The organism is Ruegeria sp. AL7 (genome assembly GCF_056536105.1).
Genome location: NZ_JBQFJF010000002.1, coordinates 86,502 through 105,237, shown reverse-complemented (window position 1 = coordinate 105,237; position 18,736 = coordinate 86,502). Strand labels below are relative to the sequence as shown.

Below are 18,736 nucleotides of genomic sequence, written 5' to 3'. Positions count from 1 at the left end.
TCATGTTGCCTGCACTAGCTAATCTGCGCAAAGGAGAGCGCGATGCGAGAAGTCATGACAAAGAGCATGGCTCGCAACATATTCTATGGCGGGTCACTGTTCTTCATCCTCATCTTTCTGGCTCTATCAGCCCATTCACATCTGTATATCGTCAATTCCGAAAATGCCGCGAAGCTCGACGAAAGTGTGGTTCGGGGCAAACATGTTTGGGAAAAACACGCCTGTATCAACTGCCACACGATCCTTGGCGAAGGGGCGTACTTTGCCCCTGAGGTCGGCAATGTGATGACACGTTGGGGCGTGTTGGACGACCCGGAATCGGCCTTTGAATCCCTCAAGGGCTGGATGGAGGCACAACCCACCGGCATTCCCGGTCGTCGGCAGATGCCGCAATTCAACCTCAGCGACGAAGAGATCCGGGATCTGACCAACTTCCTGATCTGGACGGACAATATCGATGCTCAGGACTGGCCGCCCAACGAGGCTGGCTGAGAAGGGGAATGGAGCAATGAAATATGAATCCCAAAAAATCGCCTATGCCTACTTTGCGGTAGCCATGGCGTTGTTCGCGATCCAGGTGATCGGCGGCCTGCTGGCCGGTCTGATCTATGTGTCGCCTAACTTCCTGAGCGAGCTTCTGCCGTTCAATATCGTGCGGATGCTGCACACCAACTCGCTGATTGTCTGGCTGATACTGGGCTTCTTCGGGGCGGCCTATTTCCTGATCCCGGAAGAGGCCGAGCGTGAAATCCATTCGCCCAAGCTGGCCTATTTGCAGCTGATCATTCTTGTGGTCGGTACGTTGGGCGTGGTTTTGACCTATGTCTTCAACCTGTTCGAAGGCAACTGGCTGCTGGGCAAAGAGGGGCGCGAGTTCCTTGAGCAACCCAAATGGGTCAAGGCCGGTATCGTCGTTGCCGCGCTGATCTTCCTTTACAACGTGTCCATGACCGTTCTGAAGGGCAAGAAGACTGCCATCACCAACATCCTGTTGTTGGGTCTGTGGGGTTTGGCGCTGCTGTTCCTGTTTGCCTTCTACAACCCGGGCAACCTGTCGCTGGACAAGCAATACTGGTGGTATGTTGTCCACCTGTGGGTCGAAGGTGTGTGGGAACTGATCATGGCGTCGATCTTGGCGTACCTGATGCTGAAGCTGACCGGTGTTGACCGCGAGGTGGTGGAAAAATGGCTATACGTCATCGTCGCCGCTGCGCTGTTCTCGGGCATTCTTGGAACAGGTCACCACTACTATTGGATCGGTACCCCCGGTTACTGGCAGTGGATCGGTTCGATCTTCTCAAGCCTCGAGGTGATCCCGTTCTTCGCGATGATGGCCTTTGCCTTCGTCATGGTCTGGAAAGGCCGTCGTGACCACCCCAACAAAGCCGCTCTGCTGTGGTCGCTGGGTTGCGCAACGCTTGCCTTCTTCGGTGCCGGTGTCTGGGGCTTTCTGCATACGCTGCACGGGGTGAACTATTATACCCACGGTACGCAAATCACTGCGGCCCATGGTCACCTGGCCTTCTACGGCGCCTATGTCTGCCTCAACCTTGCGATCTTCAGCTACGCGATGCCGATCCTGAAGAATCGTGATCCTTACAATCAGGTGCTGAACATGGGCTCGTTCTGGCTGATGACCAGCGGTATGGTCTTTATGACCTTCGTGTTGACCTTCGGTGGTACCGTGCAGACTCACATGCAACGTGTGGTCGGAGACTACTTCATGGACGTACAAGACCAGATCGCAATCTTCTACTGGATGCGTCTGGGTTCCGGTATCGTCGTGGTCCTTGGTGCGCTGCTGTTCATCTACTCGATCTGGGTTCCCCGGAAAGAAGTCATTGAACCCGGCGCAGCTGAAACCCCTGCGGAGTGATGGATATGGACGGTTCCATGAAACTGAATGAGGGGGCGGCAAACGCCCCCTTCTACCTGCCCCAAGGCGATGAATGCGATGTATTTGCCGCAGCGTATAACAACGATTTGCCAGTTCTTCTGAAAGGTCCGACGGGCTGCGGCAAAACCCGCTTTGTCGCCCACATGGCCGCAAAACTTGGCCGCCCGCTTTATACCGTAGCCTGCCATGACGATCTGGCCGCCGCCGACCTGATTGGCCGTTATCTGCTGAAAGGCGGGGAAACCGTCTGGGTTGATGGCCCCCTGACCCGCGCGGTGCGCGAAGGCGCAATCTGCTATCTCGATGAGGTGGTCGAGGCCCGCAAGGACGTTACTGTTGTTCTGCACCCGCTGACCGATGACCGGCGCATCCTGCCAATCGACCGCACCGGCGAAGAACTTGAGGCCGCACCCGGCTTCATGCTGGTGGCGTCGTACAACCCCGGTTACCAGAATATCCTAAAAACCCTGAAACCTTCGACTCGGCAACGCTTCATCTCTTTGGAGTTCGATTTCCCGTCCGCGCAGATGGAAGCCGAAGTGGTTGCACAGGAAAGCGGTCTGCCGCTGGAACGTTGCAAGCCGCTGGTGCGGCTGGCGGGTAAGCTGCGCGGGCTCAAGGGTCAGGATCTTGAGGAAGGCGTTTCCACCCGACTGGTTGTTTATGCCGCGACGCTGATCGCACAAGGCATGTCCACCGACCGTGCCATCCTTGCCGCCATGATTGAACCTCTGACAGATGACGAGGATATCAAACGCGGGCTCCTCGATCTTGTTACGGCTGTCTTTGGGTGAGGCCGGCCGATGGTCAAGATCGATTTTGAGCCATGGGAACCCGAAGAAACGATCGGGAAACTGTGGCACACCCTTGCCAGCCGCCTCGATGCACCCCAGGTGCACGATGGAGCCGCGGTCGACCTCTCTGAGGTCGCGGGGCGGCTGGCCGTCCTCTTTCGAGGGCTGGGCGGTGGTCCGGGCGTAGAATTGCGCCCGGTCTCGCCCGAGGTTTCACATCACCGCCTAAGTTGGCGTCGGCGTCTGGCGACCGAAGTGGAGCTGATGCCGCGCGCTTCGTTTGATGGCGAAGTCTTGCGCTTGCCGGACCGGTTGGCGGTTTTTCCTGCGCGCGAAGCCAACGGCGCGCTGTATGTCTGGCTGGCCGCTGCGGCTGCCCATGCCGGAACGCGAATTGATGAAGACGATCCGCTGCGCGCCGACCTGCGCGCGCTGATCGCCGCGCAGAGAATGGTTGATACGACGCTGGACGACGCCCCCGGCCTGCGCCCGCTTTACACCGAACTTTGCAAGGGCGTGCTGCATCAGCGCGATATCCCCAACCTGCCACCGATTGAAGACGCAGTTGAAGAGCTGATCCGCCATAAGTTGGGTGACCCTCAACCGCTGTCGGCGAAAGCCGAGCAGCTTCTGACACTGGACGAGGACCTGATCGCCCCTCGCGGCTATCAGCCTATGCGCCCGGTTCCCCTGTGGCCCGAACTGCGCGCAGTTGGCTTTTCCGAACATAACGAGGTGGAAAACCCCGAAACTGAAGGTCCACCCGAGGAATCCGGTGAGAAAACCCACCGCGCCCGTCGTCGCAAATCGGATCAGGCCGAGCGCAGCGACAGTTTCATTCTGCATAAGTTCGAAGCCATCCTCAGCTGGGCCGAGTTCCTGAACATCAACCGCCGCATCGACGATGATGATCCCGACAATGCCAAGAAAGCGGCCGATGACCAGGAAGAGATTGGCCTGGGTCAGATATCAAAAGCCCCGCCAACGCGGCTGAAACTGCACCTTGATCTGGCACCCGAGGATGTGAACCGGGAGCGTCTGTCCGGTCGCATCCTTTATCCCGAATGGGACGTGCGTTCGGGCCGATATCTAGCAGATCACGTCAACGTCCTGCTGTCGGATGCGGATATCCGCGACGATGCTGCCGCGTTTGGCAAGGACCCTGCCACCGCCCGCCGTATCCGCGCGGTCAAACGCCAGTTCGAGGCGCTGCGCCCTGGACGCGTGATGACACGCGGCCATCTGGACGGTGACCAGTTGGATATCGAAGCCGCCGTGCGCGCCGAAACTGACCGCATGGCCAGTGGCGAAAGCAACGACCGCATTTGGCAACAATCCCGCCCCGAGGCGCGCGATCTGGCAGTCTCGATCCTGCTGGATGTCAGCCGGTCCACTGAAAGTGCCGTAACCGGTCGCGCCGTGATCGACATTGAACGTGAAGCCCTGGCTGCTTTGGCCTGGGGCCTGAACGCCTGCGGTGACGATTTCGCCATTCATGCCTTCAGTTCGCTGAAACGTCAGCGCGTCTATATCCAGCGATGCAAACGGTTTGATGAGCCGATGGGCGCCAAAGTTGAACAACGTATCGCGTCACTGCGACCCGGTCACTACACGCGGCTTGGGGCCGCGATCCGCCACTGTTCAAAGGATCTGGCAAGTCAGACCCGCAAACGCCGCCTGTTGCTGGTGATCACCGATGGCAAACCCAATGACCTTGACCATTACGAAGGGCGTCACGGTATTGAAGACACCTGCATGGCCGTGCGTGAGGCACGCCGCGCCGGGCAATCGGTTTTTGGTGTCACCATCGACAAAACCGGCAAAAGCTGGTTCCCCCGCATGTTCGGACAGGGCGGTTTCGCTGTTATCCCAGACCCGCACCGCCTGACCATGGCGTTGCCGCAAATATATCGCCAATTGGTCGGTGCATGAGCGAAACCTCCTTCATCGACGAGCTTCCGGGCGAATTGCTGATGTGGGTTCTGATTATCAGTGAGCTGCTGGTTTTTGGTGCCGGGCTGATCGCGTTCATGGGCGTTCGCCTGACCGACCCTGCAGGCTTTGCCGAGGCGCAATCGCATCTTTATCGAACAGGTGCAGCCTTTAACACTGCAATACTGGTCACATCTGGCTACCTGGCCGCGCAGGCCCTGAACTGGCGCCGCGCAGCATTCCGGTTCAAGGCCAGGCTTGCCCTGACAGGCGCGGCCGTACTTGGGATCGCATTCCTGGTTATCAAAAGCGTGGAATATGCTGGAAAGGCGGGGCAGGGCATTACCTATGAAACCCACCCGTTCTTCATGTTCTACTACCTGCTGACAGGATTTCACGCGGCGCATGTTCTGGCCGGGGTGGGTATTCTGTTGCTGGTCGCGTGGCGCGATGATCCTCGTAACATCGAGGCGGGCGCACAGTTCTGGCACATGGTCGATCTGGTCTGGATCCTGCTGTTTCCCGTGATTTATCTTCTGGGATAAACAATATGCCGGCAACTTCATCTTTTGCTAAATACTCCCGCCGGAGGCGTCCGAACTCACTCACCGGCGCGTGGCTGGCGCTTTTGGCGCTCAGTCTGGCTTCAACGCTTTTGACCCTGATGAAAACGCCTGACGCACTCATTGCAGGCGGTATCCTGCTCCTTGCCCTGATCAAAACCCGTGTGATTCTGGCCCGATATCTGGACCTGGCTGAAAGCCCGGGCTGGCTGCGAGGCTTCACCTTGGTTCTGACGGGGTTCTCTGCTATGATCTTCGCACTTTACCTGATCTGAAAAAAGCCGCCCCTAAAAGGGACGGCAGGTTACCAAGCAAAGGGACGCTTAGGTTATTGTGCGGCCATTGGCATCCGCGCGATCTGACAGCGCTGCCACAGCGCCGACAGGGCGCCCACCAGATGATCGATGTCCTCATCCGTATGAACGGGTGACGGCGTGATCCGCAGGCGCTCGGTTCCTTTTGGAACTGTGGGATAGTTGATCGGCTGAATGTAGATGCCAAACTCCTCAAGCAGGGTGTCCGAAATGAATTTACACTTCACAGGGTCGCCAACCATTACCGGGATGATATGGCTGGGGTTGGGCAAATGCGGAATGCCCTCGGCATCCAATCGGGCGCGTACCTGCGCCACGCGAGTCTTTTGCAAGTCACGCTCTGCACTTGAATGCTTCAAATGCCGGATCGATGCGGCAGCGCCGGCTGCAATCGATGGGGGTAGGGCAGTCGTGAAGATGAAGCCACTGGCAAAGCTGCGGACAAAATCACACAGCGCGGCTGAGGCCGCGATATACCCACCAACCACGCCGAACGCTTTGCCCAATGTACCTTCGATGACCGTCAGGCGATCCATCAATCCATCGCGTTCAGCAATCCCGCCACCGCGCGGGCCGTAAAGGCCGACGGCATGAACCTCGTCCAGATAGGTCATCGCGCCGTATTTGTCAGCCAGATCGCAGATTTCCTTGATGGGAGCGATATCGCCATCCATGGAGTAAACCGATTCAAATGCGATCATTTTGGGTGCGTCGGGATCCGCTGCGGCCAATTTGGCGTCCAAATCCGCCAGATCGTTATGTTTCCAAATCACCTTCTGGGCACGCGAATGCCGGATACCTTCGATCATCGAGGCGTGGTTGAGCGCGTCAGAAAACACGATCAGCCCGGGAATTCGCGCGGCCAATGTCCCCAAAGCAGCCCAGTTCGACACATATCCCGAGGTGAACAGCAACGCGGCTTCTTTCTCATGCAGATCAGCTAACTCAGCCTCAAGCAGAACGTGATCATGCGTGGTGCCCGAGATATTGCGCGTACCGCCAGCGCCTGCTCCGCAGCGATCCAGTGCGTCGTGCATGGCAGAGATCACCGAAGGGTGCTGACCCATGCCCAGATAGTCATTTGAGCACCAGATCCGCACATCCCGCTGAACCGGCCCGTCGGTTTGACGCGCGTTCGGAAACGCGCCACGACGGCGTTGCAGGTCGATGAAAATCCGGTAGTTGCCTTCGTCTTTCAAAGTGTCGAGGCTCTGGCTGAAAAATTGCTCGAAGTCCATCTGGCGTGCTCCCCGGATAACTGAAATTTCGTTGAACCTATGCCAGTGGCGCCCGCCCTTACATGACAATAGTCAAGTTGGAGACTGAGAAAAGGGTGGCACCCCCGCGCTGGCTTTGGCATAGCATATCTCAGGGTTGATCATCCGGGGGTGTTCCCGGAGCGGACGAATAAGGGGCTGCCTTCTTGTCACACGAGGCACAAAAGATAATTGCGCGGCAGTCACTGCTCTTGCGAAGCCTGCCAGAGCAACATGTCGATACTCTGCTGCGTCAGGCCGTCTGGCGGCAATACGACCGGGGCGAGACGATCTTTCTGCAAGAGGAAGAGGCCAAGGCCGTACATGTTGTACTGGCTGGTTGGGTCAAGCTGTTTCGCATTTCCCCGACCGGTGCCGAAGCCGTGGTGAGCGTTTTCACGCGTGGTGAAAGCTTTGGCGAAGCCGTTGCGCTGCGCAATGTGCGCTATCCCGTTTCGGCCGAGGCGGTATCTCCCTGCGAGATCATGCACATCCCAAGTCCGGTGCTGCTGTCGCTGATGAAGCAAGACCCGGAAATCTGCGTATCGATCCTGGCGGCCACATTCACGCATCTGCATTCCCTGGTGGCGCAGCTCGAACAGCTCAAAGCCCAGACCGGTGCGCAGCGTGTCGCGGAATTCCTGCTGAACCTGTGTGATTGCGATGCCGGCCAGTGCGAAGTTGAACTGCCGTATGACAAGATGCTGATCGCCGGGCGTCTGGGGATGAAACCCGAAAGCCTGAGCCGCGCGTTTTCGAGGTTGAAACCAGTTGGGGTTAAGATCAACCGAAACCACGCGGAAATTGCAGATATGGATGTATTGCGGAATTACGCGGAAAGCGACCCGAGCGAGAAATAGAGCCGCGTGACGGTTGCTCTGTATAGTAAACTGGCCATTCCCGGTCTGCGATCTTTCCGGCAATCACTATCTTTCCTATTCTTGCTGGATATGCCCTATCGGGCGTGATGCTGAATGGGTGAGTTGATGGAACACAGGCATGACGATTGAACAGCTACTGGCCGGTTTTCCCCGCGCGAGACTGATGACAGCTGCTACACCGATCGAACGGCTCGACCGTCTGTCCGACCAGCTTGGTCTGGATCTGTGGATCAAGCGGGATGATCTGACAGGGTTGAGCTTTGGCGGCAACAAGACCCGACAGCTTGAATTCTATATGGGCGAGGCACAAAAACAGGGGGCAGATACCATTCTGATCACCGGCGCTGTGCAATCCAATTTCGTGCGCACGGCTGCCATGGCTGCATCGAAGCTTGGGATGGAGGCCGTGCTTCAATTGGAAGAGCGTGTGCCGGATATGGGAGAACATTATTATTCCTCGGGAAATGTACTTCTGGCCCGGCTTCTGGGTGCCGAGCACATGCACTACGATACCGGAGAAGACGAGGCCGGGGCCGACAATGCCCTTCACGCGCGGGCAGATCAGCTGATCGCTGAGGGCCGAAAACCATATGTAATTCACTTGGGCATCGATCATCCGCCCTTGGGGGCGTTAGGTTATGTGGCCGGGGCTGCCGAACTACTGGATCAGATCGCCGATTTCGACGTGGCGGTGGTGCCATCCGGCAGCGGTTCGACCCACGGCGGGTTTTTGGCCGGGCTGCGGCTGGCTGGCAACACGGCACCTGTTTATGGCATCTGCGTTCGCCGCGACCGCCACCAGCAACATGCGCGGTTGCAAAAGGTATTGGAACGGTTGGCGGGTATGATGAAGTTTGACCCGGCTCTGGTCATGAATGACATCCTCACATGGGACGGCACATTGCCCCCTGGATACGGGCGGATAGGTCCGTCCACACGGAGGGCGCTTGAACAGATGGCGCGTGCCGAGGGTGTTTTTCTTGATCCGGTCTACTCGGCCAAAACCTTTGCAGGTTTGTTGGAATTACTTGAAAACGGCACAATTCAACAGGGCCAGAAAGTTGTGCTGTTGCATACGGGTGGGCAACCCGCGCTGTTCGCATATCAGGAAGAGCTGTTCCCGGCCTGAGAGCCATCCGGGAAGCCACTGTAGCGGAAGTCGCGCTTGGCGAGCCAACTCGTCGTTTCGAAGCGCGCGACGCGGTTTCACGTGACCTATGTCAATGACAGTACCGCGGATGTCGTGTCGGTTGAGCGAGCCTAGCCCACCTTAGAATGGATGGAAGGCATGTTCGCAGAGTTGGAGGCTGGATATGGCTGATGGATGCGGCTGTGATCGACACGCGCATATGTATCTGAGCGTGGATGAGGCCCTGCGCCGGGGCCTGTCCGCTGCTGATCCGATCACAGAAACGGAAACGCTGCCTTTGGCCGCTGCAATTGGGCGAGTATTGGCCTGCGACTGTTTCAGCAAGGTCGATATGCCCGCTTTCGACAATTCGGCAATGGATGGCTATGCGGTTCGAACAGCCGATCTTGGCGATACCGACCTGTTCCAGATGCCGGTGGCGGGTCGCATCGCGGCGGGGGACAGCGGATCTCATGCTGCACCTGTGGGTAGCGCGCTGAGGATTTTTACCGGAGCGCCCGTTCCCTCTGATTACGACGCCATCGTCATGCAGGAAGATTGTGATTTTGTGGAGGGACAAATTCGCTTCAGCCGCCGTCCAAAGCCCGGGCAACATATCCGGCGTGCCGGTGAAGACCTTCGTGCCGGAGCGCCGATCCTGCGGCGCGGCTGCGAGATTGGCCCGCGTGAGGTGGCAGCCCTTGCTTCCGCCGGGTATGGCGAGGTCGTGGTCCTCCGCAAGCTGAAGGTTTTGATCTTTTCAACCGGCAGTGAATTGCGCCAACCGGGTGAGCCCCTTGGGCCGGGGCAGATCTATAATTCGAACCGTTACATGCTGCTTGCGCTGTTGCAGAAGCCTTGGATTGAACTCACGGACCGGGGGCAGGTTGAAGATGATCCCGAGCTTTTGAAACAGGTCTTGCTGGACGCGACTGAAACCTCTGACCTGATTATCACAACCGGTGGTGTTTCTGTCGGCGATGAAGATCATATGCCGCGTCTGTTCACCGAGATCGGTGGCGTGACGGATGTGATGAAAGTCGCAATGAAACCGGGCAAGCCCATCATGTTCGGTCGGCGTGGCCGTGCGCTTTACATCGGTCTGCCTGGTAACACGGTTTCTGCTTTTGTGACCTGGCAAATTTTCGGATCGCAGATGATGGCGCGCCGCGCCGGTCTGCACCACACACCGCACGCAGCCGTACAAGCAGTTCTGTCGGAACCTTTGTACCGCACCGCAGGCCGACAGGAATATCGCCCGGTTCAGATTGACGGTCACACACTGGACGGACGGCCCCGATTGCGTCTGATGGAGCCGTCCTACAGTGGTCGTGTTGCTTTGCTTGCGCAAGCGGATGGATTGGCGATCATCCCGGCAGAAGTGACGGAATATCCCGAAGGGCAACGCCTTGAGCTATTGCGGTTTTAAGCCCTAAGCGCTTTTCCTGCGGCATCAAAGGGCGGTTCATGCAGGATTGTGGCCCTGTGTGGGCGCCCCAGAACCATAACCTCGACCTCATCACCTGGCTGGGCATTTTTTACATATCCCAAGGCCAACGACATTCCGACGGTGTAGCCATAGGTGCCTGAGGTCACCCGACCGATCCCTTCACCGTTCTTGAAGATCGGCTCGCCACCTGTTGCATCCGCGTTGGACGCTGTCACATCCGTTTCGTTAAGGTGCAGGATCACCAGGTCTTCCCGAGCTGGGTTCTGCAATACTTTCTGCGCAGCTGCCTTGTTGAGGAAGTCCTTTTCGAATTTGCAGAGGCGATCAAGATCCACTTCATGCGGCCAGTATTCCGGGCTGTATTCGCGGCTCCAAGACCCATAGCCCTTTTCGACCCGCATAGACATCAGTGCCCGACTGCCAACAGGGCCAGCCCCGAACTCTTTGCCTGCCTCAATCAAGGCATTGTACAGTCGTGCTTGATCTTGGGTGGCGCAATGCAGCTCCCACCCCAGATCGCCAGTAAAGGAGACGCGCAGGGCAAGGACCTGGACTCCCGCCAGCTCGATCTTGGCGGACCGCATGAACGGGAAATCTTCGGTTGCCAGCGATGTGTTGGTCAGACGTTGCAGGATGTCACGGGATTTGGGCCCGGCCACGTTAAAGCCGCACATCGCTTCGGTTTTGCTTTCGAAAGCGGTGCCTTCAGGCAGCGGAACCTGTTTGAAAAAGCGTTTGTGATACCGTTCTGCCATGCCCGAGCCGATCACCCAGAACTCGTCATCAGCCACGCGGGTGACGGTAAAGTCGCCTGCAATACCGCCGCGCTTTGAAATCAGTGGGGTCAGACAGGACCGACCAACGGTTTTGGGCATGGTGTTTGCAAAGACGGCATTCAGCCAGTCTGCTGCACCCGGACCCTTGCAGACATATTTGGCGAAATTCGAGATATCGATGATCCCGGCACGGTCGCGCAACATCCTGCATTCCTCGCCCACCGGTCCCCACCAGTTCTGACGGGTAAAGCCATTGGTGTCTTTGGTGCCGGGCGTTGCGGCAAACCACAGCGGATGTTCCCAACCGGCGTTCAGGCCAAAAACCGCGCCCATGGCTTTCTGCGCCTCATAGATCGGGCGAACCCGTGCCGGACGACCGGCGCTGCGTTCTTCATTGGGGAAATGGATCGCGAACCGATGACTGTACTGATCTGCCACGCGCGCTTTGGTGAATGCCTTGGTGGCCCAGCTGTCAAAACGCGCCAGATCCCAGGCGAACATGTCGTATTCCGTTTCACCCTCGATGATCCATTGCGCTGCCATCAGGCCCATGCCACCCGATTGCGAGAAGCCGGGGATGATACCATTGCAGCAGAAATAGCCGTCGACCTCGGGCACCGGCCCCATCAGAACGTTCGAATCCGGAGACCAGATCATTGGGCCGTTGATGACACGCTTGATCCCGGCTTCACCAACCGCGGGCAGGCGTTCGATGGCGTTCATCACGTTCTCTTCGATCCGTTCCAGATCATCAGGGAACAGGTCGTGGGCAAAATCCAGCGGCGTGCCTTCTTCGGCCCAGAACCTCATGTCTTTCTCATAGGCGCCGACCAGCAAGCCGTTGCCTTCCTGACGCAGGTAATACTCTCCATCCCGGTCCGACACAGACGGCAGGCGGGTGCCGTGGCTTTTCACATCCGCCATGGATTCGGTTACGAAATACTGGTGCTCTGTAGGTTGCAGCGGCAGTTCGATTCCAGCCAGTGCAGCAACCTCGCGCCCCCACAGGCCCGCTGCGTTCACCACCCAGCGTGTCCTGATGTCACCTTTTGGCGTTCTGACGATCCAACTACCATCCTCCTGCTGCTCGGTTGCGGTGACCGGAGTGAAACGGTGAATCTGCGCCCCACGTTGACGTGCGCCGACCGCATAGGCATTGGTCACGCCCGACGGGTCCACATTGCCGCCATCGGGTTCGAACATCACGCAACGGATGCCCTCGTAATTGACCAGCGGGTTCAGCTTCTGGGCTTCCTCGATGCTGATCTCATAGAAATTCATGCCATACAGCTTGGCCTTTGCGGCCTGTAGCTTCAGCTGATGTTCGCGTTCTTCTGTCTGGGCCAAGTATAACGAGCCGGGCTGGAATACTCCGCAGCTTTGACCGGTTTCAGCTTCCAGCGCTTTATACAGGCTCATCGTGTAATGTTGGATGCGGCTGATATTGGTACTGTCGTGCAATCCGTGAATGTTGGCGGCTGCGTGCCAGGTTGACCCCGAGGTCAGCTCGTCCCGCTCTAACAGAACAACATCCGACCATCCCAGTTTGGTCAAATGATACAGGATCGAGCACCCGATCACTCCCCCGCCGATGACCACGGCCTGAGCTTCGTTTCGCATTTTGGCTATCTCGCGCGTTTTCGTTCGCGCCTGTTCTTTCATGAAGACTGGCCCATCGACAATGTCGACAAAATTCGAGATCGAATGAAGTCAGCTAAACTCAAACTTTGAAAATTGCCTAGCGTCGCGGTACGCTTAAGCAAATGAGCTCGTCAGAACGTCAATCGGTGTGCGCAGCCACGTTCAAACAACTTCAGGTTCAACTCATCTGCCTCCGGCGCGCCGTATTCCAGCGCAAACACAAATGCGTGGGTCAGATAGAAGCACGCGGCTTCATGATGCTGGCGCTCTTCGGCGAGAATCGCCGCTTGGTGATACAGCCGGATCAATGCGGGTACATCTTTTTCCGCATGGGCCCGCAAGAGGTGTTTGTCGAGTTCGTCCAGATCCACTGTGACCCTTTCAGCGAATTCACCGGCTGTCCACTAGGAGACAAAAGACGCAACGCCGTCCCGTCTGCTGTTGTTACAACCGATCCGCGATCTGGTCAGAAGGGCCTGACCAGATCAACATTTTCAGGATTGCTTACACTTCAGCGCGGGCTTTTTCGATTTGCGTGGCCACCCAATGATGAAAACAATGGGTCGGGCCGTCCATCGCGGGCGAGAAACGGCCGCCATCGAATTTCACGCCGTGACGGCCTTTCTGCATGCCTTCAACCACAAAGACGTCTTCCTCGAACACTGTTTTCCACAGTTGCGCATTCTTGGCACGCAGCGCTTCGTGTTCGGGTGCGTCTTCGGGTTTTTTGGCGTAGTAGAGCTCAATCCGTTCGTTCGAACGCTCATGCGTGATCGGATCGATGAGGAAGGCAAAGCCGTGGTCACGCTGAACACCCAGCAGGGTATTCGGGTAAACGACGATATATTCCGCGCCGTCATTCCACTGCTCACTCAGATTCTCGAAATCATCCAGCTTTTCGCCATCGTGACCCTCGAACTGGCGGTAGACATAGGTGCCCTGACCCGAATATTTGCCCAGTTCGTTGATGTTGTAGTGGTCTTCCAGACGCGAATAGCTGTTCAGGCCGGGATGAACCCAGGGCAGGTGATAGCTTTCGCAGTAGTTCTCAACAGCCAGTTTCCAGTTCGAGTTCAACTCAAGATAAACCGATGCGCCAGCGCCACCGTGATACATCGGTTGATCGAATTCTTTCCAGCGTTCCATCAACTCGCCATGGACATCTTCGAATTCCGGCGCGTCGCCGCTGACATTGACAAAGACAACATCCCGCCAGACATACGAGCGGATGCGGATAAGGCCCAACTCGGAGAAATCCAGATCTTCATGGGTGTTTTGCCCAGGGCCACCGACATGAGGGGCGGTCCGCAGTTCACCATTCAGGCCGTAGCACCAGCTGTGATAGGGGCAGCGGATCGCGCCGCGGATTTTTTGCGGCTTGTCGACCAAAATCATGCCGCGATGACGACAGGTGTTCTGGAACACGCCGATCTGACCGTCGCGATCACGAACCATCAACAGCGGCACACCGAGGAAATCGATCGGATATGCATCTCCCGCCTCGGGAATGTCTTTGCCAAAGCCGATGCCGGACCAGTTCGCAAACAAGACCGCATCCCGTTCTTCGGCAAAAACTGCGGGATCAATATAATGCTCGTTCGGCAGACCCTTTGCGGTGTTTACCGGTGTCAGAACAGACGAAAGCGGTGCGTGCTTGTTCATCGGCCACTCCTGAGTGATTTTGAATGAGTTTATCGCTGCATCCATTGGCGGCTGAGGCCGCCCACGTTCAATACTAAAAAACCTAATGGCAAATTGAGGCAGGCTAAACCGAACCTTCAGACAGTTCGTTGAGCAACCAATTCTTGAGAGCCAGCGCCCCTTCCGAAAGCTGATCGTCCGGGCGACCGACAAGATAGAAATTGTCCGGGGCGGGCAGGCTGAACTCCTCTAATGCTACGAGTTTCCCCGATGCGAGCATGGGCTGGACCAGACGTTTCCACCCCAACGCAAGACCCGCGCCTTTACGCGCGACCTGAAGGGCAAGCGCATAGCTGTTCACCCGCGATTCCACGGGAACAACTCCAGAAAACCCGAGGTCGTGGAACCAGGATGACCAGGTCGTCCAGGTGCTGTCCTGAGTTTCGAGATGGATCAGCCGCCGCTGCACGAGGTCTTCAAGGCTGGCCCCTTTAAGGTCCGCGGCCATCTGGGGGCTGCAAACGGGTGTCAGGATATCGCGATACAGTTTCGTGTGCGTGAGTTGCGCGTTCGCGTCCCGGCCATAGCGGATGAACAGGTCGATATCCGGCCGGTCCGTGAACGCCTTGTCCTGCGCCATCTGGTTCACTTTCACGTGCGGATAATCCTGCCAGAACCGGATGACAGACGGCGACAGCCAAAGTGCGGCGACTGCAGTGGTTGATCCAACGGTTACGTGGTTCTCGGAATCATTGCTGCGAATCTTTTCAAGTACCTTTGAAATCTGCCGGAACGAAGTGCCGAGTGCCTCAAACAGGTCTTGCCCATCCTCGGTCAGTTCCACGCCGCGGTGTTTTCGGACAAAAAGGGCTGCGCCCAGCTCGCTTTCCAGCGCCTTAATCTGATGACTGACGGCACCAGGCGTCACGGAAAGCTCGCTTGCGGCTTCTTTGAAACTGAGATGCCGAGCGGCGGCTTCAAAGGCCGATAGTGTGGTAAGTGGAGGAAGGTTGTAGTGGCGTCGAGACATGGAGGTTTGTTGGCTTTTGAACTCTGGGTGAGCTCAATTCACCCGAATGTTAGAAATTTTGCAATTGAAATCTATCTTTTTTCCTGTTGTTTGCTGAACGACGCAGAATGTACGCCACGTGAGACCGAACAGGACAAGTGATGGATACTCAAGTTGCCCGCCTTGTGCGAAAAACACCACTCAGCCCCGACACCTCTGATTTCTGCTTCGAGATCGAAAGCGGGCGCTTCACCAGCCTTGAGCCCGGGGCGCATGTGGACATCCATCTTGAAGACGGTCTGATACGGCAATACTCGCTGTGGAGCTGGAGCCAGGATGGACGCCTGATCAACGTGGCCGTCAAACGCGAAGACGAAGGGCGAGGCGGGTCACTGGCGATGCATGACCTGCAAGAGGGCGTGACCGTGGAAATCGGCGGTCCCCGCAACCATTTCAAACTCGAAAGCCATGATCGACACGTCACTTTGATCGCTGGCGGTATCGGGGCCACACCATTGGTTGCAATGGCACGTGAGTTGCTGAACCGAGGGCAGGATTTTCGTGTCTACTATCTTGTTCGATCGAAAGAATACGCGGCGATGGATGCGCAATTCCGGGCGCTTGGACTGGATGAATGGTATCATTTGCATTGTGATAACACAGACGGGCTATTCGATCTGAGATCGGTCATGCAATCGATGCCGATGGGCGCAGACGTTTATACCTGCGGCCCGGAACCGATGCTGAATGCGGTACTGGAAGCGGGTGCCTTGCTGCGTGGCGGCGCGATACACTTTGAACGGTTCGCCGCCGCGTCGGACATTGAACATGCCCCGAACGCCGATTTCCAGATCGAGATCCAGTCGACCGGCGCGGTCTATCCCGTTGGAAAGGACCAATCTATTCTGGAGGTTTTGCAGGCCAATGGTGTGCAGGTTGATTTCGGCTGCTCCGAAGGGCTTTGCGGAACCTGTATCGTTGATGTCGTTTCCGGCGAAGTTGATCATCGCGACGGTATACTTACTCCGCAAGAGCAGGAAACGCATGAGTTCCTGTGCACATGCGTTTCGCGGGCCAAGTCGGATAAATTGGTATTGAAACTGTAGAAGGAACCACAATCACGCCCTTTACTTGTTCTCGCTAACACGTGTTTCGAGTAACCGAGTGCGTCGTTTCGAGTAGCATAAGGGTCGGATTCTTGGGTGAGCTGCCCTAACCTCTGTCATAGGTTTTCCCGAATTGAAGGGCGCAACCACTTCTTGCGAAGCTGCTACCAGGTTCAACGGCAGACAGACTTGCCACAACGAACCAACAGCTTTTGCAAGCGAACACAATCTGGGAGGAAAAGAGCGGTGGGCGATCCCACATGGTGTGTGGTCTTCCCCGTAAGTCTCAGCTGAGTTGCAGTCAACTCGCTGATCGTTTGGTGCATTGGGCATGTTTGTTTACGCCGTCCCGCGCGGTGCACCCCAAGCAGAAATCAAAAGAACAAGAAACGGCGAACACACGGAGGAAAACGCAATATGTCGATACCCGATCCATTCACGGACGTTGAGATAAAGACGGCGGATGCCGGTTTTTATGAAAACTACAGCGTCCCAATTGCCCTGATCAGCAAGGCCATCATGGTTGCGCTGGTTTTGTGGGCACTAGTATTCCCTGCAAATGCAAACGGCACGCTTGGCAGCCTGAACGGGCGGCTGCTTGAGCTTTTCAACAGCTTCTACATTGTCATTGTCGGGTTGTTCCTCGTTTTTCTGGCCGTTGTCGCCGCTATTCCGTCCACGGGTCGCCGTGTGATGGGAACACCCGGTGAAAAGCCCGAGTTTTCGAACTTCTCATGGTTCTCCATGATGTTCGGCGCCGGCCTGGGTGTTGGTCTGATGGTTTTTGCAACCGCAGAACCGTTGGGGCTGTGGGGTTCGAACCCCGAAATCGTATCCGAGGCGGTCGTTGGAAATACACCCGAAGCACTGCAGTCGGCTTACCGCTATACCTTCTTGCACTACGGGTTTCACGCTTGGGCCATCTATGTGGTGACCGGTTTGTCGCTGGCATATTACGCTTATACCCGCGACATGCCTCTCACCATCCGTTCGGCGCTGACGCCTCTGTTTGGCCGCTTCGTCAATGGTTTCTTCGGCCATGTGGTTGACGTACTTGGCGTTGTTGCAACGATCCTCGGTGTTTCCGTCACCATCGGCTATGGTGTCAGCCAGTTCATCGACGGGCTTTATGCCATCACCGGTATGGAGTGGGTCATGGATCTGGGTGGTGAAGTTCCAACCCCCAGCAAAGTGGGTCTGATCACCGGTCTGGTCGTCATCATGTGCCTGTCGATTATTTCGGCCGTATCAGGCGTTGGTCGTGGTGTTAAATACCTGTCGAACCTGAACCTCGTATTGTCGATCATCCTGTTGGGCACGTTTGTTGTTTTCGGCTCGTTCGTCTTTGCTATGACCACTTATGGCACTGCAATGGTCGACTATATCCTGCATATCCTGTCGCTCAGCTTTAACGCCTATGGTCCACTGTCAGTTGAAGCCTTCGCTGCGGCTTTGCCTGCCGAAGCACAAGCCCATGCCAATGATCTGATGGGCGGAGCTACCAATGCGTGGGGCAGCTTTGACGGTTTCAAGAGTGGCCTGGAAGGGGCAGCAGCAGAGTTGGATGAAGCAACCCTGGCAGCCGTTTATGCGGCGGGTGAGCAGGGGCGTCAGTTCGGCTGGCAGTCGGGTTGGACCACGTTCTACTGGGCCTGGTGGATCGCGTTCTCGCCCTTCGTGGGCCTGTTCCTCGCGCGCATATCGAAAGGACGCTCTGTCCGCGAGTTCATCGTAGGCTGTGTGTTCGCCCCGGCTTTGGTGTGCTTTGCATGGATGACTGTTCTGGGAGGAACTGCGATTGATCTGGAACTGGCAGGCGCCGCAGAAGGTGCAATCATCGGTGCATCGAACACCAACAAGCTGTTCGTGACACTATCTTACATGATTGACGGTGGTCTGCTGTCAATGCTGAACGTGATGTGCGTGATCCTGATCATGACATTCCTCGTCACGTCGGCAGACTCGGGCATTCTGGTGATGAACACCATCATGTCGGGTGGCAGCCAGGAGACGGGCATCAAGCACCGCATCATCTGGGGTGTCATCCTGACGGCTGTGATCGGCGCGCTGATCCTCGCAGCCGGTGAAAACAACCCGATGGATGCGCTGCGAAACGCGATGATCATCGGTGCATTGCCCTTTACTGCTGTGATGGGTCTGATGTGTATTGCTCTGGCCAAAGCTTTGTTCCGCGACAGCCAGCGTGACAAACACGCCGCTACAGGTGCACAAGCCGCCGAATAAAGCGAAAGCTTAGCTTATGACTTGATCAGGCCGCCCGGAATTGGGCGGCCTGATTTCCTTTTGCGCAGACACTGGCCACGACCCTCAAACAACGGAGAAGTGC

16 protein-coding genes are annotated in these 18,736 nt (G+C 56.8%); 11 read left to right on the top strand and 5 right to left on the bottom strand.

The window, feature by feature from the left end; genetic code table 11:
• Positions 1-42: 42 nt before the first annotated feature.
• From ACR3E2_RS17705 to ACR3E2_RS17680, 6 genes are read left to right on the top strand one after another with little or no spacing between them, the layout of a single operon-like run.
• Positions 43-492, top strand: a complete 450-nt coding sequence (locus ACR3E2_RS17705; protein ID WP_209597154.1) for a c-type cytochrome — start codon at positions 43-45, stop codon at positions 490-492.
• A 16-nt stretch (positions 493-508) separates the two neighbouring features.
• Positions 509-1,876, top strand: coding sequence for a cbb3-type cytochrome c oxidase subunit I (locus ACR3E2_RS17700; RefSeq protein ID WP_209507056.1), 1,368 nt, complete (start codon positions 509-511; stop codon positions 1,874-1,876).
• 5 nt (positions 1,877-1,881) lie between these two features.
• Positions 1,882-2,691, top strand: coding sequence for an AAA family ATPase (locus ACR3E2_RS17695; protein WP_480484317.1), 810 nt, complete (start codon positions 1,882-1,884; stop codon positions 2,689-2,691).
• Between the two features lie 9 nt (positions 2,692-2,700).
• The gene (locus tag ACR3E2_RS17690; RefSeq protein WP_480484318.1) at positions 2,701-4,623 is read left to right on the top strand and encodes a nitric oxide reductase activation protein NorD; all 1,923 of its coding nucleotides are present in this window, start codon (positions 2,701-2,703) and stop codon (positions 4,621-4,623) included.
• Positions 4,620-5,168 (top strand): cytochrome c oxidase subunit 3, encoded by a 549-nt coding sequence (locus ACR3E2_RS17685; RefSeq protein WP_209597161.1) that lies wholly within the window; start codon positions 4,620-4,622, stop codon positions 5,166-5,168. Before ACR3E2_RS17690 ends, ACR3E2_RS17685 begins: the two co-directional genes overlap by 4 nt.
• A gap of 5 nt (positions 5,169-5,173) precedes the next feature.
• Complete coding sequence (locus tag ACR3E2_RS17680) at positions 5,174-5,461, top strand: cytochrome C oxidase subunit IV family protein (RefSeq protein WP_480484319.1); 288 nt, start codon at positions 5,174-5,176, stop codon at positions 5,459-5,461.
• 53 nt (positions 5,462-5,514) lie between these two features.
• Here the strand turns inward: ACR3E2_RS17680 and hemA are convergent, their stop codons facing one another.
• Positions 5,515-6,738, bottom strand: a complete 1,224-nt coding sequence (gene hemA, locus ACR3E2_RS17675; RefSeq protein ID WP_480484320.1) for a 5-aminolevulinate synthase — start codon at positions 6,736-6,738, stop codon at positions 5,515-5,517.
• A 185-nt stretch (positions 6,739-6,923) separates the two neighbouring features.
• On the opposite strand from hemA, the gene ACR3E2_RS17670 reads away from it, so the two are divergent.
• The 3 genes from ACR3E2_RS17670 to ACR3E2_RS17660 all read left to right on the top strand — a co-directional run bounded on the left by ACR3E2_RS17670 (position 6,924) and on the right by ACR3E2_RS17660 (position 10,195).
• Positions 6,924-7,616, top strand: coding sequence for a Crp/Fnr family transcriptional regulator (locus ACR3E2_RS17670; RefSeq protein WP_267365173.1), 693 nt, complete (start codon positions 6,924-6,926; stop codon positions 7,614-7,616).
• 139 nt (positions 7,617-7,755) lie between these two features.
• Positions 7,756-8,766, top strand: a complete 1,011-nt coding sequence (locus ACR3E2_RS17665) for a D-cysteine desulfhydrase family protein (RefSeq protein ID WP_480484321.1) — start codon at positions 7,756-7,758, stop codon at positions 8,764-8,766.
• Between the two features lie 184 nt (positions 8,767-8,950).
• Positions 8,951-10,195 carry a molybdopterin molybdotransferase MoeA gene (locus ACR3E2_RS17660; protein ID WP_480484322.1) on the top strand — a complete coding sequence of 415 codons (1,245 nt, stop codon included), beginning with the start codon at positions 8,951-8,953 and terminating at the stop codon, positions 10,193-10,195.
• Here ACR3E2_RS17660 and ACR3E2_RS17655 read toward each other — a convergent pair.
• From ACR3E2_RS17655 to ACR3E2_RS17640, 4 genes are all read right to left on the bottom strand, one after another.
• Entirely contained in the window at positions 10,192-12,612 is a 2,421-nt protein-coding gene (locus ACR3E2_RS17655) for a GcvT family protein (RefSeq protein ID WP_480484323.1), read from the bottom strand. The two genes, ACR3E2_RS17660 and ACR3E2_RS17655, sit on opposite strands and share 4 nt — an antisense overlap.
• A gap of 152 nt (positions 12,613-12,764) precedes the next feature.
• Positions 12,765-13,004 (bottom strand): hypothetical protein, encoded by a 240-nt coding sequence (locus ACR3E2_RS17650; RefSeq protein ID WP_480484324.1) that lies wholly within the window; start codon positions 13,002-13,004, stop codon positions 12,765-12,767.
• Between the two features lie 133 nt (positions 13,005-13,137).
• Entirely contained in the window at positions 13,138-14,295 is a 1,158-nt protein-coding gene (locus ACR3E2_RS17645; RefSeq protein WP_480484325.1) for an aromatic ring-hydroxylating oxygenase subunit alpha, read from the bottom strand.
• A 103-nt stretch (positions 14,296-14,398) separates the two neighbouring features.
• Entirely contained in the window at positions 14,399-15,304 is a 906-nt protein-coding gene (locus ACR3E2_RS17640; protein WP_480484326.1) for a LysR substrate-binding domain-containing protein, read from the bottom strand.
• Between the two features lie 140 nt (positions 15,305-15,444).
• On the opposite strand from ACR3E2_RS17640, the gene ACR3E2_RS17635 reads away from it, so the two are divergent.
• Positions 15,445-16,389 carry a PDR/VanB family oxidoreductase gene (locus ACR3E2_RS17635; protein WP_480484327.1) on the top strand — a complete coding sequence of 315 codons (945 nt, stop codon included), beginning with the start codon at positions 15,445-15,447 and terminating at the stop codon, positions 16,387-16,389.
• A 417-nt stretch (positions 16,390-16,806) separates the two neighbouring features.
• A complete protein-coding gene (locus ACR3E2_RS17630; protein ID WP_480484328.1) occupies positions 16,807-18,633 on the top strand; it encodes a BCCT family transporter in 1,827 nt (608 codons plus the stop codon).
• Positions 18,634-18,736 lie beyond the last annotated feature (103 nt).